At 56.7% G+C, this 23,858-nt stretch carries 22 protein-coding genes and 1 tRNA gene; 11 read left to right on the top strand and 12 right to left on the bottom strand.

Features of this window, described 5'->3' with window-relative positions; translation table 11 throughout:
• The 3 genes from I6J23_RS03980 to I6J23_RS03970 all read left to right on the top strand — a co-directional run bounded on the left by I6J23_RS03980 (window position 1) and on the right by I6J23_RS03970 (window position 1,471).
• On the top strand, window positions 1–258 hold the full coding sequence (locus I6J23_RS03980) for a hypothetical protein (RefSeq protein ID WP_052722092.1): 258 nt from the start codon (window positions 1–3) through the stop codon (window positions 256–258).
• Window positions 255–656, top strand: a complete 402-nt coding sequence (locus I6J23_RS03975) for a monovalent cation/H(+) antiporter subunit G (protein ID WP_204582615.1) — start codon at window positions 255–257, stop codon at window positions 654–656. The genes I6J23_RS03980 and I6J23_RS03975 overlap by 4 nt, the downstream gene beginning before the upstream one ends.
• A 248-nt stretch (window positions 657–904) precedes the next feature.
• Window positions 905–1,471 (top strand): hypothetical protein, encoded by a 567-nt coding sequence (locus tag I6J23_RS03970; RefSeq protein ID WP_204582614.1) that lies wholly within the window; start codon window positions 905–907, stop codon window positions 1,469–1,471.
• A 148-nt stretch (window positions 1,472–1,619) separates the two neighbouring features.
• On the opposite strand, the gene I6J23_RS03965 is transcribed toward I6J23_RS03970, so the two are convergent.
• The 6 genes from I6J23_RS03965 to I6J23_RS03940 form a co-directional block, all read right to left on the bottom strand.
• Entirely contained in the window at window positions 1,620–1,799 is a 180-nt protein-coding gene (locus tag I6J23_RS03965) for a hypothetical protein (protein ID WP_204582613.1), read from the bottom strand.
• On the bottom strand, window positions 1,792–2,118 hold the full coding sequence (locus I6J23_RS03960) for a hypothetical protein (protein ID WP_204582612.1): 327 nt from the start codon (window positions 2,116–2,118) through the stop codon (window positions 1,792–1,794). The genes I6J23_RS03965 and I6J23_RS03960 overlap by 8 nt, the downstream gene beginning before the upstream one ends.
• A 1,603-nt stretch (window positions 2,119–3,721) precedes the next feature.
• A tRNA-Ser gene (locus tag I6J23_RS03955) sits at window positions 3,722–3,807 on the bottom strand.
• Between the two features lie 185 nt (window positions 3,808–3,992).
• Window positions 3,993–4,970, bottom strand: a complete 978-nt coding sequence (locus I6J23_RS03950) for a hypothetical protein (RefSeq protein WP_204582611.1) — start codon at window positions 4,968–4,970, stop codon at window positions 3,993–3,995.
• Complete coding sequence (locus tag I6J23_RS03945; RefSeq protein WP_204582610.1) at window positions 4,967–6,094, bottom strand: hypothetical protein; 1,128 nt, start codon at window positions 6,092–6,094, stop codon at window positions 4,967–4,969. The genes I6J23_RS03950 and I6J23_RS03945 overlap by 4 nt, the downstream gene beginning before the upstream one ends.
• Window positions 6,095–6,298: 204 nt before the next feature.
• Window positions 6,299–7,423, bottom strand: coding sequence for a hypothetical protein (locus tag I6J23_RS03940; protein WP_204582609.1), 1,125 nt, complete (start codon window positions 7,421–7,423; stop codon window positions 6,299–6,301).
• Window positions 7,424–7,552: 129 nt separating this feature from the next.
• Between I6J23_RS03940 and I6J23_RS03935 the strand changes: the two genes are divergently transcribed.
• The gene (locus I6J23_RS03935) at window positions 7,553–8,569 is read left to right on the top strand and encodes an NAD(P)H-quinone oxidoreductase (RefSeq protein ID WP_204582608.1); all 1,017 of its coding nucleotides are present in this window, start codon (window positions 7,553–7,555) and stop codon (window positions 8,567–8,569) included.
• A gap of 37 nt (window positions 8,570–8,606) precedes the next feature.
• Here I6J23_RS03935 and I6J23_RS03930 read toward each other — a convergent pair whose 3' ends face one another.
• Window positions 8,607–9,899: an aminotransferase class V-fold PLP-dependent enzyme gene (locus I6J23_RS03930; protein WP_204582607.1), complete on the bottom strand. Its 1,293-nt coding sequence runs from the start codon at window positions 9,897–9,899 to the stop codon at window positions 8,607–8,609.
• A gap of 334 nt (window positions 9,900–10,233) precedes the next feature.
• Here I6J23_RS03930 and wzm point away from each other — a divergent pair, with 334 nt between their 5' ends.
• The 6 genes from wzm to efeB all read left to right on the top strand — a co-directional run bounded on the left by wzm (window position 10,234) and on the right by efeB (window position 17,037).
• Window positions 10,234–11,082 (top strand): galactan export ABC transporter permease subunit Wzm/RfbD, encoded by an 849-nt coding sequence (gene wzm, locus I6J23_RS03925; protein WP_204582906.1) that lies wholly within the window; start codon window positions 10,234–10,236, stop codon window positions 11,080–11,082.
• 75 nt (window positions 11,083–11,157) lie between these two features.
• A complete protein-coding gene (gene wzt / locus I6J23_RS03920) occupies window positions 11,158–12,009 on the top strand; it encodes a galactan export ABC transporter ATP-binding subunit Wzt/RfbE (protein WP_204582905.1) in 852 nt (283 codons plus the stop codon).
• A 90-nt stretch (window positions 12,010–12,099) separates the two neighbouring features.
• Window positions 12,100–13,032, top strand: a complete 933-nt coding sequence (gene glfT1, locus I6J23_RS03915; protein WP_204582606.1) for a galactofuranosyltransferase GlfT1 — start codon at window positions 12,100–12,102, stop codon at window positions 13,030–13,032.
• Window positions 13,033–13,133: 101 nt separating this feature from the next.
• On the top strand, window positions 13,134–14,015 hold the full coding sequence (gene efeU / locus I6J23_RS03910) for an iron uptake transporter permease EfeU (RefSeq protein WP_204582605.1): 882 nt from the start codon (window positions 13,134–13,136) through the stop codon (window positions 14,013–14,015).
• A gap of 74 nt (window positions 14,016–14,089) precedes the next feature.
• Window positions 14,090–15,430, top strand: a complete 1,341-nt coding sequence (efeO, locus tag I6J23_RS03905; protein WP_204582604.1) for an iron uptake system protein EfeO — start codon at window positions 14,090–14,092, stop codon at window positions 15,428–15,430.
• A gap of 140 nt (window positions 15,431–15,570) precedes the next feature.
• On the top strand, window positions 15,571–17,037 hold the full coding sequence (efeB, locus tag I6J23_RS03900) for an iron uptake transporter deferrochelatase/peroxidase subunit (protein ID WP_239454984.1): 1,467 nt from the start codon (window positions 15,571–15,573) through the stop codon (window positions 17,035–17,037).
• A 71-nt stretch (window positions 17,038–17,108) separates the two neighbouring features.
• Here efeB and I6J23_RS03895 read toward each other — a convergent pair whose 3' ends face one another.
• The 3 genes from I6J23_RS03895 to I6J23_RS03885 all read right to left on the bottom strand — a co-directional run bounded on the left by I6J23_RS03895 (window position 17,109) and on the right by I6J23_RS03885 (window position 20,152).
• Window positions 17,109–17,462 carry a metal-sensitive transcriptional regulator gene (locus tag I6J23_RS03895; RefSeq protein WP_046203405.1) on the bottom strand — a complete coding sequence of 118 codons (354 nt, stop codon included), beginning with the start codon at window positions 17,460–17,462 and terminating at the stop codon, window positions 17,109–17,111.
• Window positions 17,459–19,876 (bottom strand): heavy metal translocating P-type ATPase, encoded by a 2,418-nt coding sequence (locus I6J23_RS03890; protein ID WP_204582903.1) that lies wholly within the window; start codon window positions 19,874–19,876, stop codon window positions 17,459–17,461. Before I6J23_RS03890 ends, I6J23_RS03895 begins: the two co-directional genes overlap by 4 nt.
• A 66-nt stretch (window positions 19,877–19,942) precedes the next feature.
• A complete protein-coding gene (locus I6J23_RS03885; protein ID WP_046203407.1) occupies window positions 19,943–20,152 on the bottom strand; it encodes a heavy-metal-associated domain-containing protein in 210 nt (69 codons plus the stop codon).
• A 383-nt stretch (window positions 20,153–20,535) separates the two neighbouring features.
• Here I6J23_RS03885 and I6J23_RS03880 point away from each other — a divergent pair, with 383 nt between their 5' ends.
• The gene (locus I6J23_RS03880) at window positions 20,536–22,002 is read left to right on the top strand and encodes a TIGR01777 family oxidoreductase (protein ID WP_204582603.1); all 1,467 of its coding nucleotides are present in this window, start codon (window positions 20,536–20,538) and stop codon (window positions 22,000–22,002) included.
• A gap of 25 nt (window positions 22,003–22,027) precedes the next feature.
• Here I6J23_RS03880 and I6J23_RS03875 read toward each other — a convergent pair whose 3' ends face one another.
• Entirely contained in the window at window positions 22,028–22,675 is a 648-nt protein-coding gene (locus I6J23_RS03875) for a GtrA family protein (protein WP_239454983.1), read from the bottom strand.
• Between the two features lie 99 nt (window positions 22,676–22,774).
• Complete coding sequence (locus tag I6J23_RS03870) at window positions 22,775–23,842, bottom strand: hypothetical protein (RefSeq protein WP_102215125.1); 1,068 nt, start codon at window positions 23,840–23,842, stop codon at window positions 22,775–22,777.
• Between the last annotated feature and the right edge of the window lie 16 nt (window positions 23,843–23,858).

The following is a 23,858-nucleotide window of genomic DNA, read 5'->3' as shown; positions in this document are numbered from 1 at the left end:
ATGACATTCGTCTTAATTCTTGTGAGCGCGGTCATCATTGCCGCCTTATTAGCGGCATTGTTGCTGATGGCGCGGTGTGATGACTTGTCCCGTACAGTGCTGTCCGATGTGATCTTTTTCGGCGCCGTCGGGTTATTCCTTGTCTACTCACTGGGAAACCGAACAACCATTACCTACGAAGTCGCCGTCTTCGCCGGGGTGCTGAGCGTCCTGAGCTCAGTTGCGAACTCACGCATCATGGTGGGAGGCCAACGATGATCGTCAACATCATTATTTCCGTACTGATCGTGATCGCCGCCATCGCCTTCATCGACGAGGTCATCGAGATGTGGCGGGCGCCCGATGCACTCACCCGCGTCAACCTCACGGGCCCCATCACAGGCGTCGGAGTCCCCCTGCTCATCATTGCGAACATGATTCGTTCTATTGCCGACGGCGACGAATGGTACGTCGTGCTAGTGAAGTCCGTGATCGCAATCGTCGCGTGCCTGATGGTGGCGTCGGTGGGATCCTTCGTGATGGGCCGTTCCGTCCACGCCGAGCAAATCCGGCGTGGGCAGAGCGCCACGATGGGCAAAGGAGCAGGCTACACGGGCAAAGCCACAACAACGACGGGAACGCCCCTGGACGGCAAAGCCGGCGGAGACAAAGACTAAGCGGAGGGTTAAGCATTAAGCGGGCCTACTCCTCGAATGCCTAGGCGTCGAGGGTAGCCTTGTTTCTTTTTGATAACATCCCCCAACGAAAGGGGGGATATTTCGCCCTTGAAAGTTTCGTTTATATTTCGGTTACTGAAGTATCGCAGAACCATTGCTACCGTTGGCCCCGGACACGGAAACCACTTTCTGCCCAGGTGGTCAGCCCCTCGAGGGCACCACTACCGACTTCAGAGAAAGGACTATCCATGCCAGCCAACGTCACGTCCGATTCCATCGATCGCGACAACACAATCCGCAGCGCCCGATCACACGTCGGGCGTATTGCCGCCGGAGCCGCCGCCATTGTTGCCGGTGCCGGCCTCATGGGGGCAACCGCCGCGCAGGCTGAAGAAGCGCCTGCTCCAGCACCGGCACCGCAAGATGCCGCCCAGGCTGTTCACCACGTCGTCTTCAACACCCCCGAAGTCGACTGCCAGGTCACCGAGAACCCTGATTCCATCGCATGTGGAAGTAGCACGGCTGCGGCACAGAGTCAGAACTCAGAGCAAGCCGTCGACGGAGCTGTTTGCGGACCTGACCTCAATGTCGATCGCCCCGCCTTCGAGACCAAGGAGGGCGACCCCAACTCCGTGAAGCTCTCGTGCACGCACCAAGGATTCGCAGGGGACACCACCGTACTCGACGGGACCAGCCCGCAAACTGTCGGCCGCTACACCTTCTCCTTTGAGGCGGATGGCACCATCCACGTCACTGCCGACGGCGGTAACAAGGTTGTCGACATCACCCCAGCAGGAACTTTCGACGCTGCCTAAATACAGCGCCGATTCTGTGCATGAGGCGCCACTGTGCTTGATGCGCATCTGACGCAGCAATCACAGTGGAGCAATTCCGCCGGGACCATGTCCCTAGGCCGAGACGACGAAGCCCCCGCCACCAGGGCGGGGGCTCGATAGTCTGTGGTTACCACACGGGTTTTAGGGAATTGATGAAGCGTCGCCACAGTGGGGCGGGTTGGTATTCGTCAGTCGCTTTCTCCGGGGGCGTTAGACCAGCAGAGATGTAGGACTGTCGCGGTGGTGTTTCTCCGAGACTCTCAGAGTGGCGAATGGCCTTACGGTGGGTATCAGTCCAATCAGTCATTGTCTTCACCATCCTTTCCTTTCATGCTATCGCTTGCACCGCAATCATGGGTTGACTGATAAAACTTGTCTATCAGCTCTCGTTCGGTTTGACCCGCTAAGGAGCTGTCGTAGAGGTCGCCCAGCTCGATATCCACTGCTTTCCTTGTTTCATTTGTTGCTGTTTCATTGTTTGCGTTTTCTACTGCCCAGGTGAAGCGTTTCCACCACTCGGCTCGGTTATCACTAAGCCATTTTTGCCATAGTGTATGGAATACGGCCACAAGGCCGCCAGCGGCGATGAACAGTTGCACGAGCCGAAGCCACGCTTCTGTATCCATGCTTTTTACCCCCTTTCTACTCGTTGAGTGTCATCGACAAGAGGTATTGACGCGTTTTTTACAGCAATGGTTCCCCAGTGTGGCCGTAGTCAGTCACTGTGCGACCACCGACGCTCGGCGATGGGAGAAGAGGGTCGGTGGATACCGCGCTAGCGTGCATGTCACCGTTTTCCTGGTGACTAATTAACGTCTCTCGTTATGCACGAAAGAATTTCAGGGTTAAGAGCCAAAAGCCGGCGGGGATTTTTACACAGAACAGTTCGGAAATGATGTACATTAAAAAAATTGTGACACCCCGGCGCGGTAAAATAATTCTGAAGCTTTCACGGTAGGTAGTGATCCGATTTATGTTGGGCGAGACTCTTCTTTTTACAACTTACTTCCTCGCTCGAGAGTCAGATCTTGAACGATTTCATAAACAGTATTTGAAAAGGGTAGATAAGGCTCGAGAGATCACAGAGATACTCTATGTAACTGACGAAATCACACATGGAGGAGATTCATTAGCTCGCGAAGTCCTGATGCAAGATTTCCGTAGGGATATGCGAGACTTTGGAACTTATCCATTTGATGAATCTGAATGGGGTTTGTATAGCCTTTCATGTGTGGCTAAAGACGTTGACGAGCCCGCCAGTGAAGGGTCTAACATGTCTAGGCTATGGTATGACCTAGCTTTGGGTGAAGAGACAGTACCTAGGGAATTTACCAGTCAAGTAGAAGCCGTTAATGTGTCGAGCGATGGCCGGGGGTTCCCTCTGGGATCCATTGGCGACTGATCATGATCCGGAACCTCAGCAAATAGCACCAAAGAAAATGCTGGAATGGTGACTGCACACACAACCGCAACTGCCTGATAATCCACTCACCATCGCCAGGCAATGCCATGTTGGCTGGGCGAGTTGTTGGATGAGTCGTCCGTTCTTCTATGCGCAATTGCACGATCTCACCGGTGAGGGTAAATGCCACAAGACCCGCCTATTAAAACGTCACAGTCTTTAACTGCTTCGAGTCGCGAGAGACTTTACGCCTCTTTCTATCGACTGCGAGATTGAAGAGAATCGCGACGATAGAACCGACTGTAACCCCTAAGAGAAGAACTCGGCTCCTATAGCTTTCTTCTATGTCAGCAGCGTTGGCGATAATATAAGCGGCCAGCAAGCTTCCGAGGATCAGAAGGACTTGAATTGCGTACTGAACCTTGGGAGACATTGTTTTGGGACTCCTGTCACGGTCTGATCTACTCGGACTCTTCCCCAGTTTACTATCCAGGTTGTTTTGCCCCGCTAACCAAGCTCGACATGCGTCTTGCGTCTTTCTGTCTAAAAGGGTGCGAGTAGCTGCTCAAACGGTAGTAGCCGATCCGACGAACCTGCTCTTCAGCTCGGGATATGTCATTTAAGACGAGACCACGGTCGGATAATTCCTGAACTTGCTCTTCGAGATTGAACCCAGGTTTGTAATAACACGCCACCACGATTCTCCCCAGAATGAAAATCAGCCCGAGCCACTAACGCGGCGAGCGGGCTGAACATGATGAGGGTCGGGTGACACAAAACATCCCCAGCGACGAGGCCGACATCGGCCCGCACGCTGGGGATCACTGCGGAGGTAGAGGGATTTGAACCCCCGGTCCGTGTTAGGGACGCTCGCTTTCAAGGCGAGTGCATTCGGCCGCTCTGCCATACCTCCAAGCGGTTATGTATGTGCTGTGCGTTAGCTCCCTTCACCGTCGACAGCGCCGATCAACGACATCAACCGTCGAAGACGACAAGAAATGGCGGAGTGCTCTCAGCACAACGTAACCATGCTAGCCCATCTGGAGCGGCAACACCAAGCTCGGGGAAGGCTCCTTCCCGGCGCGATACGCAGAGAAGTTATTTACCGCACTGCGCGGGTGTGAACTCTTTCTGATGCGCCTTCACCACAGCAGCAAGGTCATTCAAAGCAGATTGTCCCGTCTCATACGTTCCATCCGAGGGGTGAGCTGCTAAGGCAACGGCTATTCGTCCCGTTGGGCCGTCGAAAAACCCTATCTGCCTGACCAAATAGGCGCCATCTTCATCTGGTCCCCATCCGCCTTTAAAACGAGCGCCGGGAATAGTGCCCAGGCCCCAACGCTGGTCGGAATTAATCTCGCCCATTTGGTCGATGACGAATTCTGCGCCCGGCATGCAGGGAAGATTCGCCGCAAACAGGGCAGAGTCCTCCACGGGCCACTGTGTTTGGCCAAAGCCTGAATAGTGGGGGCGAATTGCGTCGATCTGTACCTTCGTGTTGGGGTTACCACCGTCAGCTAAAACCTGGTGGACCGCTTGCCCGGAGGCTTCACCGCCGCCCAACGATTGCCATAAAGCGTCGGCGGCGTCGTTATCGGAAGCACGAATAGCATCCCGAACGTCCGCCTGGATGTCGTCGGAATTGTTATTGCGGAGCGCAGCAATAGCCAACGGCACCTTGATGGACGACCACGCGGGGTAGGGATCGACATGCCCGAAACGTCGGACCTGCTTGCCATCAGAGACGGCCAGCTCCGCCATTCCCCCGTGTTTCTTAATAACCTGGTCAACCGCTTCTTGCATGGGCGCGTCGGCTTTACCCGATAACTTCGGGGTGCCTGCCTCCGTATTTTCAATGGATGGGTGCGGGCCGGGCACGCTGGATGGCAACGTATCAACGTTTTCCGGCACCGACGATGGTGTGGACTTAGCCTGGTCCGAGCCCCCGATTGTGCATGAAGACAACATCACACCCGACGCGATCAGTCCGGCGACACACATGCGCAACCGGCGACGACGGTGCGAGCGTGAAGCATCCGTTCCAGAAGCATCCGTTCCAGGTATGTTGCCCATCATTGAATGTAAACCCTTTCGTCGTCCGGACCCTCACAAGTAACAAAGCCACCATTATCGCGGCAATTCATCGCGATATTCCGCCCACTGACTGGGCTTTTTACGTCCACCGTCATATTTGTACTCAGCGTTTTGACGTACTGCTGGGCGAAGACCCTCCGCGTTGCCACCGCAAACGCTGCCGGAGTGCTATCGGACCCGGTGTACGCCAGGTTAAGCTGCCCCGCCTCGTCATCTTGAATGGCGGCCGCGTTGGCGGGGATGGCATCGTCGGGAAGTGACGCTGTTGTTGGCCGATTTTTGATGGTGGACAGCCGGACCTCCTGATCGCCCTTCGGTTCACCATCACCTTGTTGGTGTGTGGAACTGCGTTCTTTGTTCCCATCGCCACCGCCGCCGGTCTCTTGGGTGTTCTGGTCATTCGCAGTATTTGAGGCTGTGTGGTGGCTATCCGAGGACCAGGGGCTCCCTAAAACGCCTGATTGCCATGCGGCGAACGTTCCGCCGAATACCGCGCAGGCGACAACACCAACACCGATGGACGCTGCAGCAACTGAGTGCCGACGACGTGTCGACAGGCTCACCGGGACGGACGACTTGGCTGGTCTCGAGCCAGAAGGCCGACGAGAGACGCGGGAATCGGAGGTGTCAGGTTTTTTCGGACTAGGCGCGGCTGGAGCTCGTTTGTCCGGTTCCGTTGTAACGGTCGGCCTCTTCGCGGGGGACAGGCTTGGTGCCGACGCCGAGCGGGCCCGGTCCGGAATGTAACGCTGCGGTGTTCCTAATTCCTTAGGGGACAGTGTGCGGGGAGTGTGCGAAACGGACTTGTCCCGCGTCTTACGGTTGCCTCGAACATCCGCATCCTGCTTGCGACTCGTCGTCGTGGTGGACCTGCTGGGGGCCTCAGAGCCCCGCCTTCCACGGGCCAACAATTCCGCGACAGTGACCTGTTTGCCACCCCGTAATGTGCTCTGATGCGGAGGATACTGTCGGCTATTTTTCTGTCCCTCGCCCTCACCAGCGTGGTTTTGCGACGCGGAATCCGCCGGCTCGATGTGGTTCGTGAACCACCGTTGGCTAGATTCGTCACGAGCAGAACGCGCGTGCTTGTTCGCATGTCTGCCCATGAGTCACCTATGCCCTACGCGGTTGTCACCTTTCCCGAAAGCTTTATTATGCGCAATCTATAGCAATTTATACAATACAGGCGCGCATTAGCATTCCTAACAAGCGTATACCCAGGGGAAGTACGCGCTCCAATCACATGCTCTATGTGCAAACTCTAAGCGCGTCCCGTCATCGGCATCGCCACCGTCGATAATGATGACGTTTTAGTCGATAATGACGACCGCATTATTGCCACCGTCACACCGCACATACTGGCCATTATCAACACAATCCATGTCATAAGTGAGCTTAGTATCTGGGCTATACACACCCTTTACCGTGGTATTCAGTTCGCCCGTCGAAAGATAATTCCGTACGTAAGCATCCCGAACATTCCTTGCAAAAGGTTTCGTTGTGAGCCCACCCAGTACATACACGTTGTTTAAGTTCCCAGCTGGTTCATTGTTTTCTGCCGAATTATTTGCGGGAGAGACTCCCGACGGCAAATCGGGGTATTGGGGGCGTTTCGACGAATCGTCCCCTCCGCCACTCGTATCTCGATCCGACGCTTGACCGTCGTTACCATTGCTGCCGTTCTGACCGGCGGTGGTGTTTTGGCCCTGATTGCCGGGATTCTGAGCATTGCCATTATCTTGTCCAACCTCGCGCGATTGAGAAGAGCTGGCCTCATTATTCGACGTATTAAACCAACCCTGTTCCCGTCCGAAGAAGAACAGGCCCACCACGGCCACGAGCGCCACCACCGCAGCGACGAGGGCTAAGACTTTCCCCAGCGGAAATCCTGATGAACCCGAACTCGCCCCCACCGACGCGGAACCGGCGCGAGATCCATACGCAGCACTACCGGGGTACTGCTGCTGATCGTATTGTTGCTGGCCATATTGCTGGCCCTGGGAATATTGCTGCCCGTACTGTTGGCCTTGACCATATTGCGTCGAATACTGGTTCGGCTGCTGGTACTGGCCTTGTTGCGACACACCATACCCCTGCGCGTAGCCCTGTCCATATCCCTGGGCACCATTCTGGGACTGCCCATACGTCTGCCCATATTGCCCTTGCTGAGCAGCAGATGCCCCCGGAGGTGATGGCTGAAACTCCGTCGTTTCGGTCACGTCATAGTTCGCATCCTTGGCGGCTGCACTACCGCTACCCGACTGTTGGGAGTTGTCATTTGGTTGGTAGCCGTATTTCAGCGGGACGCCTCCGTTGGAGCGCTCCCCCGCATCACCCCACGCGTCGCCACCCCCATCTGACGAGTGCGAATACCCGAAACCGTCCGAATCAGACGTCGACTTATCGTTATTCCAGTTATCCGAGGAGCGAGGCATGGGCTTTCCTTCTGTTCATCGCTGTACCGGTTGCCGGAAGCAACACATCTAGCTATTAGCACGACTTACCCATAGCGTATCGAAATATACGCCTGCGCACGACGAACCCACGCCTCTACACTCGACGTCATGAAGGCAATTATTCAACACGACACCAGTGACCCAACGTCATTGAAGTGGACAGACACCGACGACCCAACCCCCGGCCCCGGGGAAGTCCTCGTGCGTATACGCGCCGCCGGTGTCAACCGCGGCGATGTTCTCCAAGCCGCCGGGCATTACCCGCCACCACCCGGCGCGTCGAACATCATCGGGCTCGAAGCCGCGGGAACTATCGAAGCATTCGGGCCGCCCCTGGAGTCGTCACACGAATTCAGCGAGCAATCCGACGAGCAACCTGCCAGACAGTGGAGCGTCGGCGATGAATGTGGAATGCTTTTGGCTGGTGGCGGATATGCCGAACGTGTTGCTGTGCCCATTACCCAGCTCTTTCCCGTACCACGCGGATGGTCGCTCACCGATACGGCGGGTGTGATTGAAGTTGCGGCGACAGTGTGGTCGAACCTGGGGATGGTCGCTGGCATGCAGCAAGGCCAGACCGTCCTGATCCACGGTGGGTCGGGCGGCATCGGCACGTTCGCCATTCAGTTGGCCCACGCGATGGGGCTGACTGTTGCCACCACGGCAGGCAACGCCAACAACTTGGAGCTGTGCCGCTCCTTGGGCGCGGATATCCTCATCAACTACAAGGACGACGACTTCGTTGCTGTCATGAAAGAGCACGGTGGTGCCGACATCATCCTGGATATCATGGGCGCGAAATACCTGGATAGCAACGTGAAAGCGTTGGGTGAGAAAGGCCATCTTGTCATCATCGGTATGCAAGGTGGAGTCAAGGGCGAGCTTAATATCGGACGGTTGCTGTCCAAGAGAGGGTCGATCACGGCGACGAATGTGCGCGGCCGCTCCCTTGACGATAAAGCCGCCGTCGTCGCGGACACGATCAAACATGTCTGGCCTCTCTTGGAGGACGGAACCGTGTCCGCCCAGGTGACGAAAACACTTCCCATTGCCGACGCGGCAGAGGCCCACCGGCTACTGAAATCCCGTGAGGTCACCGGAAAAATCGTGCTGACCGTGGAATAAAATGGCCCGCCGGCTGGCCCTGGTCAGCGGAGTCCAGTCACCGGAGAACCGAGACCGATCTCAACAGGTGGTCAACGTCGTGGGCGGTATTATACGGCGCCAGCCCGACCGTCAACGCCCCGCCGGACTCGGTGACCCCCATGGCGTCAAAGAGGGAATCACTCTCTGCAACGCCCACGATCACGCCGTTATCGGCCAAACGCGCCTGGGCTGCCTCCGCCGACATCCCCGAGATGATGAAACTAATGCGCGGCACCCGTTCAACATGCGACGAATCATCGTCGAAACCGATGACATAGACGCCCAAGTCCTTCAATCCGTAGACCAAATGCGCTGCTAAAGCCGTGAGATAGGTGTCGATCTTCGGCATGGTGGACTGCAGCCGTCGACGCCGCGTACCCGTCGCGGAATCGTCAAGACCCGCCCAGTGGTCAACTAACGCCGCCACTGATCCGCACAGCGCCGCCTGCGGAGGATCCCACTCCACCACACCGGCCCCGGCATGACGGCCACGCCTCTGACCGGAGGAAACGCCCAGCGCAGACTGGTTAGAACCCCAACCCCGACGCCGCGGCGGACGCAGACGATCAAACATGGCCTCATCACGAAACACCAGGGCACCAAGCTCCGGCCCGCCCAAGGGGGCCAGATCCAGAGCCACCACGTCGGCCCCCCACGACTGAATCTCCACATGCCGGTAAGGCAGCACATCGGTGGCGTCGACAATAGTCCAGGCTCGCGGCGAAATACGGTGCACTGAGCTGGAAATGGCCTCCACATCAGTCACCGCACCTACCAACGCATGAGCAGCAGGCAACGCCACGATAGCCGTTGACGGTGACACTAACGACGTAAACTGCCACGCCGGCAGCGCACCCGACGCGAGATCCGCCTCTGCCCACTTCACCGTCGCACCATACAAATGGGCAGACCGCACCCACGGATCAATCGCTGAATCCGCATTACTGCGGGCCAATACAACCTCAGTGCCAATTCCCACGCGGTGGCTCAGACAGTCCGCCAAGTTACGCAGCAAGGACGCGCGCGACGGGCCCAATACCACCTGGTTTGCCCGGGCCCCCACCAAATCAGCGACAGCCCGGCGCGCCGATGCGACATAGCTATCACCGATCGGTGCCCCCGACTTCTGACTTTGAGAATGACTACCCGATGCCGCCTCCACAGCCGTGCGCAAATGAGCGTTCCTAAACGAATACGTCGCCGCTGTATTCACGCGCTCCGGAATCTGCGCCTGTTCGTGCGCATTTAAGTACACCCAGCCCTCGCCTAACCAAACATAGAGTCCACGCGCGTGGGCGACGTCGAACATGGCACACCTTTCCTTAGACGAACTTGAGACACGGTTCATGCAGGCCTCTACCGCTATTCGCTTATCATCGCGACGCGTCATCATCACTGACCCAACGCACACAATAACGGTTTAGTAGCTCCAGGGTAATCTACCGGTCACTGCCAACACGATGAACATCAGCAAGGCACACCACACTGGGATTAATACCTGCTTGTCCCATCACAAAGGTAGGGTACGGATTATGGCTGACATAGAACCAACTGAGGGCACGGCCGCGGACCACGCTGGCACGAGCTCCGATGAAGCCGGGGGAATTGCGCTTCACCGGGCCTCTCAGGCCGACATTGATCGGATGATTAAAGAGCCCACCAGCTCTATACCGCCTTCGCAGTCGCAGACCCTCCGAGCAGCATGGGTCGACCTTCTTCGCGGCTTCCAGTCGTACGAGCTGTGGTTGTCGCTGGGGATGCAAGACATCAAACAGCGCTACCGTCGCTCAGTCCTTGGTCCGCTATGGATCACGATCGCTACTGGTGTCATGGCCTTAGCGCTGGGACTGCTCTATTCATTGCTCTTTAACATTCCGCTGCATGATTTCCTCCCGCACGTCACCGTCGGGCTCATCATCTGGGGTTTTATCTCCGGGTGCGTGATCGAGGGAGCGCAGACATTCATTGCGAATGAGGGATTAATTAAGCAGCTACCAGCGTCGTTATCGGTTCACGTCTACCGGTTGGTGTGGCGACAATTCCTCTTCTTGCTGCACAACCTCGTGATCTACGTCCTGCTGATGATCATTTTCCCGCGCCCATTGGGATGGGATTGGTTTCTATCCATACCCGCGCTTGCGCTGATCGTCATTAACGGTGTGTGGGTAGGAATGTTCTTCGGGATCATCTCAACCCGCTTCCGTGACATTGCGCCACTTCTCGAATCCCTCATTCAGCTGGCGTTTTATGTCACACCTATCGTTTGGACGATGCAAACATTGCGCGATCGTGGTGGCGCCGCCGGTGAGCGCGCCCGCATCGCAGAGCTCAACCCCCTCATGCACTACCTCGAAATCGTCCGTGGCCCCCTCATCGGTGTTCCGGTCATGTGGTACAGCTGGGTGATTGTGGGTCTGTGTACCATCGTTGGCCTGCTCATCACAACGGTTGCCATGCGTCAATGGCGTGGCCGCGTGAGCTACTGGGTGTAAATGCGATGTCCGATACACGCACAGTTGCCTCCGCGCTACACACAACGGATCATGGGGACAGGAGAAGCCACAATCATGGTCAGTATTGATACCTACAATGCGTGCGTCGATTTCCCCATTTTCGACGCCAAATCACGCTCACTGAAGAAAGCGTTCCTCGGAGCTGCCGGCGGAGCGATCGGCCGGAACGCCGACAACGTCGTCGTTGTAGAAGCGCTGAAGAACGTCAACCTCCACCTTCAGGACGGCGACCGGGTGGGGCTCGTCGGCCATAATGGTGCTGGTAAGTCCACGCTGCTACGTCTGCTGTCGGGAATATACGAACCCACCCGCGGGTCGGCTGAAGTTCACGGCCGCGTAGCCCCCGTCTTTGACCTGGGCGTCGGCATGGACCCGGAGATCTCCGGCTACGAAAACATCATTATCCGTGGCCTTTTCCTGGGGCAGACGCGCAAAAAGATGCAGGCCAAAATGGATGAGATCGCCGAGTTCACCGAGCTGGGTGACTACCTCGACATGCCGCTGCGCACCTATTCCACCGGTATGCGCGTCCGCCTCGCGCTGGGGGTTGTGACGTCCATCGAGCCGGAAATTCTTCTTCTCGACGAAGGCATCGGCGCTGTTGACGCCGCGTTCATGGCGAAAGCGCGTGACCGGCTCCGCGAAATGGTGGAGCGGTCCGGAATTTTGGTGTTCGCCTCGCACTCGGACGAATTTCTTGCGCAACTGTGTACGTCCGCGTTGTGGGTGGACCACGGAGAGATACGCCAGGCCGGACAAGTGGACGATATCGTCGAACAATACGAGGGACGTGAAGCAGCCGAACAGGTGCGTCACGTAATGCGCGATATGGCTATTGAACATGCGCAAAAGAACGGTAGCGTGCCGGTGTCCGAGCAGAGCCCGTCGTCGGAAACTGCCCTATAACCCGTCATCCGGCGCCCAATTCTGCGGGCTTTTTAACGGGTTATTGTGCAGCCTGTCCTTGCCCGCGCAGGCATGTGCGATACTAACCGCATGCCTCTTTCTTCGTCGGACCGCATTGCCGCTGTCATCGTGACGCATAAACGCCGTGACCTGCTGGCCAACTCACTGCACATTGTCGCAAGCCAAACTCTGGCACCAGAGTGGGTTGTCGTGGTGGATAACGGCAATGAGCCCGAAGTCAAAGATCTCGTGGAAAGCGTCTGTGCGAACAGTCCTACCTCGCCGACACCCGTCTACCTTCCCTCGCGGCACAACCTCGGTGGGGCCGGTGGTTTCGCCTACGGATTCTTAACCGCACTCGCTCTCGGTGCCGACGCCATATTCTGCGCCGATGACGACGGCCGGCCGGAAAACACCGAGGTCCTAGCGACATTAATGCGCGTTGCGGACAAGCACGGACTTGAGGAAGTCAGCCCCGTGGTTGCAGGGATTGAGAATCCCGACCAGCTGGCGTTCCCGGTTCGCCTCCCCGGCACCGTCGAATGGAAACGGAAGCGAAGCGAACTGGAAGGGACCGATAACGGGACTTTTATCCCCGGCATCGCGTCACTGTTCAACGGAGCGCTGTTCAGCGCGAATGCCGTCGACCAGCTGGGAGTACCCGACCTCCGGCTGTTTATCCGCGGCGACGAAGTCGAATACAACCGCCGGCTCAATCGATCCGGCCTGCCTTACGGGACGACACTGGAAGCTGCCTACCTGCACCCAACGGGGGCCGACGAGTTCAAACCCATTTTCTTCGGGAAAATGCACACCCAATACCCCGATAACGAAAACAAGCGGTATTTCACGTACCGCAACCGTGGTTACCTGATGAACCAACCCGGGATGAGGAAACTCATACCCCAGGAATATGCGCGTTTCGCCTGGTTCTTCCTTATTCAGCGGAAAGATCCCAAAGGTTTTGTCTCCTGGTTGAGGCTTCATCGCCAAGGGCGCCATGAACGCTTTACTCGCCCTTAGGGCGAAGGGCGGGGGTACATAGTCCCCTCCGCGCGCTATAAGCATTGTCTGACCTACATTGCCCGAGTACATTAACCATGCACGGACAAAAAAGGAACGTCATGCTTATAGCGAATCTCCTGCTTGCTCTCCGAGAAGGCTTTGAGGCAACCCTTATAGTGGGAATCCTTTTCGCCTACCTTAAAAAGGCTGGTCGGCAGGATGTTTATCCCAAACTATGGCTAGGTATCGGACTGGCAGCCCTCGTCCCCCTCTCATTCGGCGCCATTCTGACGTGGGGGCCGAAAACACTCACCTTCCAGGCACAAGAGATCATCGGCGGAGGCCTCTCTCTCGTCGCCGTGGCTCTGGTCACCTGGATGATTTTTTGGATGGGGAAAAACTCCCGCCAGATGAAAGGTGAACTCGAAGGCTCCATGGCGAAAACCCTAGGAGAACACGACTCTGGCTGGGGCGTCGTATGGATCGCCGTCCTCGCCGTCGGCCGCGAAGGCATGGAGACTGCGCTGTTCATCTGGGCCACCGTGAGGTCGTCGATCGAAAACAACGTGGCGGCCACCACGACGGGCGTCGTGCTAGGGCTGGTTATTGCCATCATTCTCGGATGGGCAGTATACAAAGGCGCTGCTCGCATCAACATGCGCATGTTCTTCGCCGTCACCGGCATTTTCCTCATCTTCGTCGCCGCTGGTATTTGCTCCTACGGCATCGGAGACCTCCAAGAGGCCGGGGTCATTCCCGGTGTCATGAACCACGCATGGAATATGTCCCACCTTCTCCCCGAAAACACGTCCCCGCTGTACTGGGTTTATGTGGTGGGGCAAGCGATGTTCCAAATCAACGTGCAGCCCACCGTCGGCCAAGTCATCGCCTGGTGGGTGTACCTGGTGCCTGTCCTCGTGCTGTTCATCCTGCAGATCAGGGGCAAGGTCTTTGCCCCTTCAGCCCCGGCACGGCCTGCAGCACCTGCCACTAGCCAATAACTCTGTTCACTCCGCGTTCCATCAACCCTCGTTCTTCCTATTCACCATTTCCCACTCCCCGAGAGAAAGCCATCATGACATCTCATTTGTGCTCCCCACGCATCATCGCAGCAACCATTGCATCCGTCGCCACTGCTCTCACGCTCGGCGCGTGCACGGACAATCCTCAGAACTCGTCCAGCGATGACAACACCAAAGCCGACCAGACGATTCAGGTCACCATCACGGACGATTCGTGCGAACTGTCCACGTCAGAGGTGCCGTCGGGCGTCGTCAAGTTTGAAATTACTAATAACGGAACAAAGCCCAATGAGCTCGAGATTCTGGCCGAAAACAAACTCCAGATTGAATCAGAGCAAGAAAACATTGGCCCCGGGACCACCGCAAACCTGACCACCGCGTTAAAGCAGGGGTCGTATCACACGGCGTGCAAGCCGAACATGGTTGGCGACTTTGTCGGGCTCAAGGATTTCACGGTCACCAAGGGCAAAGAAGTCACGCTGACTGACGACGAAAAAGAGGCAGAGGACCGGGCGATTACGAACTACACCGCGTATGTGAAGGATCAAGTCGGGCAGCTACTCACCGGGACGCAGGCGTTTACCGAGGCCTACACCAGCGGAGATACCGAGAGGGCCAAGCAACTATTCCCGCTCGCCCGCGCGAACTATGAGCGAATCGAACCCACTGCGGAGTCCTTCGGCATCAAGGAAGCGGGCGACCTCGACACCGCACTCGATGCCCGCATCCAGGACCTCGCCGCAGACGCTGGCAAAGATGTCACCGATAAAGATGTGCTCACAAAGTGGACCGGCTGGCACCGGATTGAAGCTGACCTATGGTGCGGGGACGACTTCCGATTCGCTCATGACGAGGATCGGAAGAAAGCCGCTGACCAGCTTAACGAGGACACGAAGAAGCTGTATGACCTTGTCTACGGCAACCGTGAGGGAACCGACGGCAAATTCAAACTGGACCTTTCCGACGTCGTTGATGGCGCATCCAGCTTGATGGAGGAAGTAGCGACCTCGAAGATCGTCGGGGAAGAGGACACGTTCTCGCACACCGACCTCTACGATTTCAAAGCGAATGTTGAGGGTGCCACAGTCGCCTACGGCAACGTTGCTGACCTGGTGAAGAAGAAGGACGCGGACTTGGACAAGAAGATCACCCGCGCCTTCGACAAGGTCAATAAGCTTATCGACGAACAGAAGCCCGGCGAGGTCACCGGCCTCGGTGACGGATTCGATGGGGACCCGACCTACAAGCCCTATGACGAGATCGCCACCGTTCAGAAGGATGCTGGCGAGGCCCCCAAGGAGTCGGATTACACCGACACACAGAGGGACTTCTCTGACGCGATCAACGGCTTGTCGGAGCCTTTGTCCCAGGTTGCCGGCACGATTTTGCACTAGCGAACGAACGGTAAAGGACGAGCGGTAGCGAACGAACGATAAAGGACGAGCGGGCACTGCCGGGAACCTACGACACGCACTGACAGGAGCATGCGATATACCCCTGGCAGGGGTTAAAGGCACACGATGAGGAGGAAATAGTGTCACCCCACAACGACAACCCCGACCGCAGCCGCGGCCACGGTAACCGTCATGAACCGTGTCGCGATGAACCGGGCCCTGATACCAGCAGGCACGGGGACGGTGACGTCGGCGAGACGGATGGTTCAGCGCATGAACGTACGAGTTCGGCGGACGCGACGGGCACGCCGGGCACATCGGGTAACAAGGATCAGGGCCGTACGCGGGGTATTTCACGACGCCGACTCTTCACCACTGCCGGATTCGCTGGCCTTGCCGGGATAGCCGGCGCGGGCATCGGCGGTTTTGCTGTTCATGCTGCGGAAAACAAGGACACATCTGACCCAACTTCGCTCATTTACCCGTTCCGTGGCGAACATCAGCAGGGAATTACAACGCCGGCGCAAGACAATATGTATACCGCCGCATTCGACATCACGACCGATGATCTGGACGAGCTCAAGGACATGCTGATTTCGTGGACGTCCGCCTCGGAACAAATGTGCGCGGGTGAATTGATTGGTGGCGAACCGAACGCTAACCCCAAGGCCGTACCTCGGGACACTGGTGAGGCGTGGAATTACCCCGTCGGCGGTTTGACCATTACTTTTGGCTTCGGGAAGGGGCTTTTTGTCGACGGAGACGGCAAGGACCGCTTTGGTCTGAAAGCGAAAATGCCGGACGTCATCAAGGAAGGGATGCCCAAGTTCGCCAATGAGGCGCTTCGGTCTGAACAGAGCGATGGTGATCTGTTGGTTCAGGTGTGCTCCAATGATGCTCAGGTGTGCGTGCATGCGATTCGGAATCTGACGCGAATCGGGTTCGGCACTGTGCGGCTGCGGTGGGGGCAAATCGGGTACGGGCGGACGTCGTCAACCAGTACTGACCAGGACACTCCCCGGAACTTGTTTGGCTTTAAAGACGGCACCCAGAACATCAAGAGCGATGAAACCGACGCTCTGGATAAAGATGTGTGGGTGACGGATGGGTGGATGTCCGGCGGCAGTTTCTTCGTCGCCCGGAAGATTCACATGTATCTCGAGGTGTGGGATCGCGTTATTTTGGAGGAACAAGAGGATGTGATCGGGCGTGATAAGCGCTACGGTGCCCCTTTGTCCGTTGAGGACCCCTCCGACGATCGCGAGTTTGACGATGTTGATTACACTGCCCGGCGCGGCGGAAAGCTGGCTGTACCAGCGGATTCTCATGTGGCTGTTGTTGCCCCGGAACATAATCAGGGTCATAGGATGCTTCGGCGTGGGTACAACTACACCGATGGAAATGACTCCTTGGGCCGGTTAAACGCCGGACTGTTCTTTATTGCGTATTCGAAGGATCCGCGGGAGGGGTTCTATCCAATATTGAAGAAAATGACGGAAAAAGACGCTATGACTGAGTACCTTCAGCATCAGGCGTCTGCCTTGTTTGCTGTCCCCGGCGGTGTTCGAGAGGGCGATACTATGGTCGGCCAGCGGTTATTCGAATAATCCGCATCTCTTTGCTTCGCTCTATGCGGTGAGAGGAGCCGATCGATGGTTCCATCGGCTCTGGCATGACATTAGGACTTCACTAATCGGGCAATAGCTTGTGATGCCTCGTGAAGTTTTTGTTCGGCTTCATCGCCCCCAGCTTGGGCTGCATTAAGGACGCAGTGATTTAGGTGGTCATCAAGTAAGCCCAATCCAACGGCCTGTAAGGCCTTTGTTAACGCGCTGATCTGCGTCAGAATATCGACACAGTATTTTTCGTCCTCAATCATCTTGGTGATGCCACGGGCTTGTCCTTCGATCCGCTTCATCCGGTGGAGGTACCGTTCCTTTTCCGAAATATAGCCATGGGGGGCGTGGGTTTCATGGCATGCATGACATAATTCCTGTTCAGCCGTGCTATCCACGGTAGTTGGTGTGGTCATTTCACCCATTCCTCCTCATCAGTGCGAGTACGCGTGCTCGTATTACGGCGGACGTCAATATCCCTACCAGTGTGGATACCGATGTTCCCATTAACGCTGGTAAACCCACGCAGCCGGAGGCTGTTGCCCACCACAAAGACGCTAGAAAACGCCATCGCTGCTCCCGCGATCATGGGATTAAGAAGCCCCAGAGCAGCTATTGGAATAGCGGCGACGTTATACGCGAAAGCCCAAAACAGGTTTGTCTTAATGGTCGCGAGCGTTGCGTGGGAGAGGCGCACTGCGTCAACGGCGCTGGATAGGTCTCCGCGAACTAGTGTGATGTCGGCTGCTTCGATGGCCACATCTGCGCCAGTTCCCATCGCAAGGCCGAGGTCTGCTTGAGCCAACGCAGGGGCATCATTGACGCCGTCGCCCACCATGGCCACGGTTTTTCCTCGGCTCTGAAGTCCACGGATGACCTGTACTTTATCGGCGGGAAGGACATCTGCTTTGACATCGGCAATGCCAACTTCATCGGCAATGCGCTGGGCAACAACTCTATTGTCTCCTGTTAGCAAGACAGGGTTGAGCCCTAGCTCTTTGAGTTGTTTTATTGCTGTGGCACTCGTTGTTTTCACAGTGTCTGCGATAACAAGAATCCCTCGGGCTTCGCCATCCCAAGCGATAGCGACTGCTGTTTTTCCGGCTTGCTCGGCATCATTTTTCGCGCACCGAAGTTCGTCGTCTAGAGGAATTCCGACGTCATTGAGCAGAGATTCCTTACCGACGTACACGTCGTGGCCGTCCACGGCCGCATGTACCCCGAGGCCCTCATGGTTCCGGAAGTCGGTGACCGTGTGAGCCCCGAGACCTTGAGCGTTCGCTGCCTGCGCTATGGCGTGTGCAATGGGGTGTTCTGATGACGACTCCACTGCTCCCGCGATGGCTAGGACTTCATCACGGGATGAGGTGGCGGCAGCATGAACACTAGTTAGCGCCATGGTGCCCGTAGTCACCGTGCCTGTTTTATCCAACACGATGGTGTCAATGCCCCGAGTGGATTCTAAAACTTCTGGTCCCTTGATCAGCACACCCATTTGTGCACCGCGGCCTGTGCCAACTAAAAGTGCTGTTGGCGTGGCAAGCCCCAAGGCGCAGGGGCACGCTACAACAAGAATCGCGACCGCAGCTGTCATAGCGGTGGCGAATTCGTGGCCTAAAGCAAGCCAGACGATCAGGGTCAGTAGGGCAATGCCAATGACGGCAGGGACAAAAACACCGGAAATGCGATCGGCTAGGCGCTGAACCTGAGCTTTTCCGGTTTGGGCGTCTTCAACCATGCGCGCCATCTGGGCGAGCTGAGTATCTGCACCAACGCGGGTTGCCTGGACGACCAACCGGCCACTGGTGTTGACTGTTGCCCCGGTGACGTGATCCCCGGAGCCAACTTCTGCGGGGACAGATTCGCCCGTCAACATGGATTCGTCGATTGCTGAGGATCCACTCACTATAACGCCGTCGGTGGCAATCTTTTCGCCGGGTCGAACAACAAAGGTGTTTCCTACCTCGAGTTGCTCAACGGGAATGCGGATTTCTTGGCCGCCGTCGAGAAGGGTGACTTCTTTGGCTCCCATGTCCAGTAGCGCGCGAAGAGCAGCCCCGGATTCTCGTTTGGACTTTTTCTCGAAGTAACGTCCTACCAGGATAAATAACGTGACACCGGAGGCGACTTCTAAGTAGATATTGGCCGACGCATCGGTGTGCGACGCCATCATGGTGAACGTATGTTTGAGCCCTGGTTCACCGGCGTGTCCGAAGAAAAGGGCGTATAAGGACCACGCAAATGCCACCAGTGTTCCCATTGAAATGAGCGTATCCATGGTGGTTGCGCCGTGTTTGAGGTTCGTCCAGGCTGCCTTATGGAAGGGAAGCGCGCCCCACACGATAACGGGAGACGCCAATGTCAGGGACAGCCACTGCCAGTTACGGAACTGCAGCGCCGGGATCATCGCCATGGCGATAACGGGGATAGCCAGCCATGCGGAGACAATAAGGCGTTGCCGAAAACGTGCTGTCTCCCGCTCGATAGGACTTGCGTCCTGCTTAGAGCCAACAGCGCTACCGCGCTGGGTCTGACTTTTCGAAGCACTGCTGGTCGTGCGTTCCCCTGGAGCGGGAGTACGTGGTTCACTGAGAGTGGCCGAGTATCCTGCTTTTTCCACTGTTTGGATGAGGTCGTCGGTCGATACTGTCGACGGCACCGTAACTTTGGCTTTTTCAGTTGCCAAATTCACTGTGGCCTGCACTCCCTCGAGTTTGTTGAGCTTACGCTCTACCCGGTTAGCACACGATGCACAGGTCATCCCACCGATGTCGAGCTCAATGGTTGAGCCTTCGGCTGTGGCCACACCGCCGGTGGCAATCGGTGTCATGGAATCAGGGTTCGTCGCCGCTGTGTGTGGCACTTCTCTCGCTTCCCTTTACTTCAGCCGGTTGATTTACAGGCGGGTACCTGTGTAACCCGCTTCCTCTACGGCCTCAAGAACCTTCATATCTTTGATGTCACCATCTGAGCTGACGGTCAACATTCCCGTTTCCAAGCTGACCTCATCAACATGGATACCGGGTAGTTCGCTGACTTCGTCACGAATTGCACGTTCGCAGTGGCTGCAGGTCATGCCCGAAATCTTGTACTTGTGGGTGTTCATGGCGATCTCCTTGTCGTCGCTGTTGCTGCTGGCGTCCGCGTGTTTATAGTCCACACGAATGCACGTGTCCGAGTCAGGGGCTCATAATTCCGCATTACCGGAATACACGCAGGCGATCACATACCCTCCGGGGGTATCTGATACACCCAACGCTATACCCCCCTTGGGTATTCCGCAACGATATTGTCGTCGCACCACACCCGCCCCGACGTAACTCGCCACAACATACCCCCACCAGGTACTCCCTACGCTTGTCTGTCCATCATGTCTATCCATCACGACACGTCACCCACTCTTCGTATCGGCCACGCGTGTCGGAGGTTTCTGCAACAATGGGCCACATACCGTCCATGATCCGATTACCAAGGAGGACGAAGAGAATTATGACTATCGAGTATTCACATACCGCACGGATCCCCTTTCCCCGGCGCGACGTCGTGGAGTATTACGAATCCGCTGGAGGCGCTGCGCGTTTATGCCCTGATTTTTCAACAACGTTGACTTCGGGCCCCAGCAAAGGTCTAGCGGAGGGCTCCGAGACTGAGTTAGAAATGGGCTTGCCCTGGCTAGAGGGCCTGGCGCCAGTGTCGACGACAGTAAAATGGAAGGCGCGTCATACTGCGTACACCCAAGGCGAGTCGTTTACGGACATGATGGTGCAGGGCCCTCTCGATTCATGGGAGCATACCCACACATTTTCGGACGATAAGTTTTCCGATTCCAATGGTGGTTCCTCACTAGTTCAGGATCAGGTAACAGCGGAGCTTCCGGGCAAGACGTCAGCACTGGGTAAGAATTGGCTGGTTAAGAAAAAGATTGACAAAGAGCTGGAGCGGACGTTTGATTTCCGCACACGCCAGACGGTGGCTGACTTAGCCTTTAAACAGCAATTACGTGATATCGGCAGCACGGATAGGGCTACTGATCCCACAACTCCTCAAACTTTTGTCATCGCAGGCGAAACCGGATTAGTCGGGCAAGCAATTTCGGCGCTCCTCCGTTCACTAGGCCACAGTGTTATCGCCCTAACCCGCAGTTCTCGCACGTCGCAAGTTCCCGGTGTCACATACAAGCGCTGGGATCCCAGCAACGGCACCCTTGACCCGTCTCTTCTGAAAGGTGCGACAGCTGTCATCAACTTGGCAGGGACGTCGATTATGGGGCGTTTTACTGATGACCACAAGAAATCAATTCTTCATTCGCGTCTCGACGCCACTACGACTCTTGTCGAGGCAATGAAAAAGGCCGCGCCGGATGGTGGACCGACTACGCTAATTAATGCCTCAGCCAGCGGGTATTACGGAGCTGATGCGGGTTCGGTGACGGAAGAGTCTCCAGCGGGCGACGATTTCCTTGCCGACGTATGCCAGCGCTGGGAGGACGCTGCGCTACAGGCGGAAGAGGCTGGTATTCGGGTGGCACTCATCCGGACTGGCCTGGTGTTATCCGCCCGTGGGGGCCTCCTAGGCGCCCAGCTCCCGCTGTATCTCATGGGTGGAGGCGGCCCACTGAACGGCGGTGAGATGTGGCAGCCGTGGATTGGTATTGATGACCTTGCCCAGATCTATATTTGGTCGGCGTTTAACCCCGAGGTATCCGGGCCGGTTAATGCCGCTGCTCCCAACCCGGTAAAGCAAAAAGAATTCGCGTCCATACTGGCGAAAGTTCTTCGTCGCCCGTCTGTCATTCCGACGCCACGTCTGGGACCGGATGCTCTGATGGGTAAGGAGGGCGCAGATCAGCTTGCTCTCTCGTCGGTCAAGATGAAACCCGAGGTGTTAAAGAAGAACAAATACACGTTCCGCTTCACTGATTTGGAAGAGGCGTTGCGCCACACGCTGGGGAAATGAGGTGAAAGCCCCCTAGCTGGTCCCGCTAGTTGGTTTTGAAGATGACCCACCGCTGGACAACGAAGTTCACGGCGGTGGCCACGCCCTGGCCAATGACATAACCGACGGTGCCGGCAATGAAAGCACTGGCCCCGGCATTAAGCAAGAGATGGTTCACTGAGACCGCAAGGCCCCACTGGACGGCGAACATCAGTGCGTAGAGGGACATCGTCTGAACAAATTTCTTTGCCGATGCTTCAGCCTCAAAAGTCCAGCGACGGTTGATGATGTAAGCCGTGATGGTGCCGAAGATAAAGCCAATGGCCTTCGCGAGTGGATACGACTGCCCAAACGCATGCTGGATGATCATGGTCAGGCCGTAGTCCACAACAGCGGAGATTCCGCCTGCGATCACGAATTTATAGAGGTGAGTGAGGACGCTCGCTCCCTGCGGAGCGGGGGCATCGACGCCGGCGGTGCCGGATGTGGTGGCACTGTCGTGCGACGCTGGGGTTCCATTCTGTGCAGCCGCGTCACTTACTATTGCGACGTTTTCCGCCATACCGTTGTCTGTTACATCATCGGAGTTATCCATTGCGGCACTCTCGGCAGCTAAAGCCCCCGATAGGTTGGGCGTCAGTAGTTCCGGCTCGGCGTGATCATCGGTTGGGTGGTCAGGCTTGGTTTCACTCACGTCCTGGCAGCTTACTCTTCACCGCGCTTCACGGTCCTCCCCCGGCTCATGTCCGCTATCGGCCGACCGGTCACCGTCATACCTAGTCCGCGCCGTTACCTAGTCCGCACGGATTATTGCGCGGCACAATTCAAGACGTTCCAGTGAAGACAATCGCTTATCCCCCGTGAGCCCTATGTGCTCGAAGGCCTGCAAAGTTTCGCTGGCCAGTTGATCAATCTCAGGAAGTTTCAGTTCCGAACCGTCGTCAGCTACCCAGCCAATTGCTTCCATCATCGTTTCAATGATGTCTGCTCGCAGGGGGCCTTCAACCAGGGCTGCTTGGGCCAAGATTTCAGCAACTGCTGCATCACGGCCGGCCGGATCCTTTTCTTTCGGGAGGGAGCGGCAGACATCTAAAGTGTCGGGGTCTACGTTAATTTCTCTGCCTAAATCCAGCGCTTGAAGCAGCGGAATGAAGTCAAATATGCCACTGCGTTCAATAGCCAAGCGGATCATCGGTTTCGTCGCGCACAGAATGTGCTGCGTCGTCGCCGCGCCGGTTAGCTCTGCATTGATGCTGTCTAAATCTGCGTGTTCGTCCCCACCGACACACAACGCGTCGGGAGTCCCGTGATCACGGAGATAGCACTCGGCAACGTCGATATGAAACTGCAGGTCATCGTGTTCATCAACATTCTTATCGACAACATCCTGATCAGCGCTCCCCTCCCCAGGTTTAGAGTTCCCAGCCGCATGTTGGTGGCGGGTCACATCGAGAGTGTCGCCGGGGGCATTGAGCAGCTCGTATAACGGCCAATCCTCAACGACATGCTCGCTTTCTCCAGCTATCCCGTCGATTTCGCCGACCCCATCGTTCCCGTCTGTACCGTGAAGGATCCATTCTGCGTCACCATCACACCCGAAGCATGTGTCCAACACAGTGAAGAGATCAGTGATATGAAGGGCATCGTTAATCCCGATGATTCGGTATTGGGGTCCGTCTCCACCGCTTTGGTGCACAGAGATCACGAGGCTGGCGGGTTCTCTCGCGACGGATTCGCTGTCATCTGGTGCGGGTTCGCTTTGGCTCTGGGGAAAATGGCTGCTGTCACCGCTGCGCGCGCGATTCGCATAATCGCTCAGTTCGATGACGTTGTCATCGTCGCGGGCGGTATTTGTGCTCATAAAACCCAGGGTAGAC

This window comes from Corynebacterium kroppenstedtii, assembly GCF_016894245.1.
Taxonomy (GTDB): domain Bacteria; phylum Actinomycetota; class Actinomycetes; order Mycobacteriales; family Mycobacteriaceae; genus Corynebacterium.
This window is presented reverse-complemented; position numbering and strand designations above follow the sequence as displayed.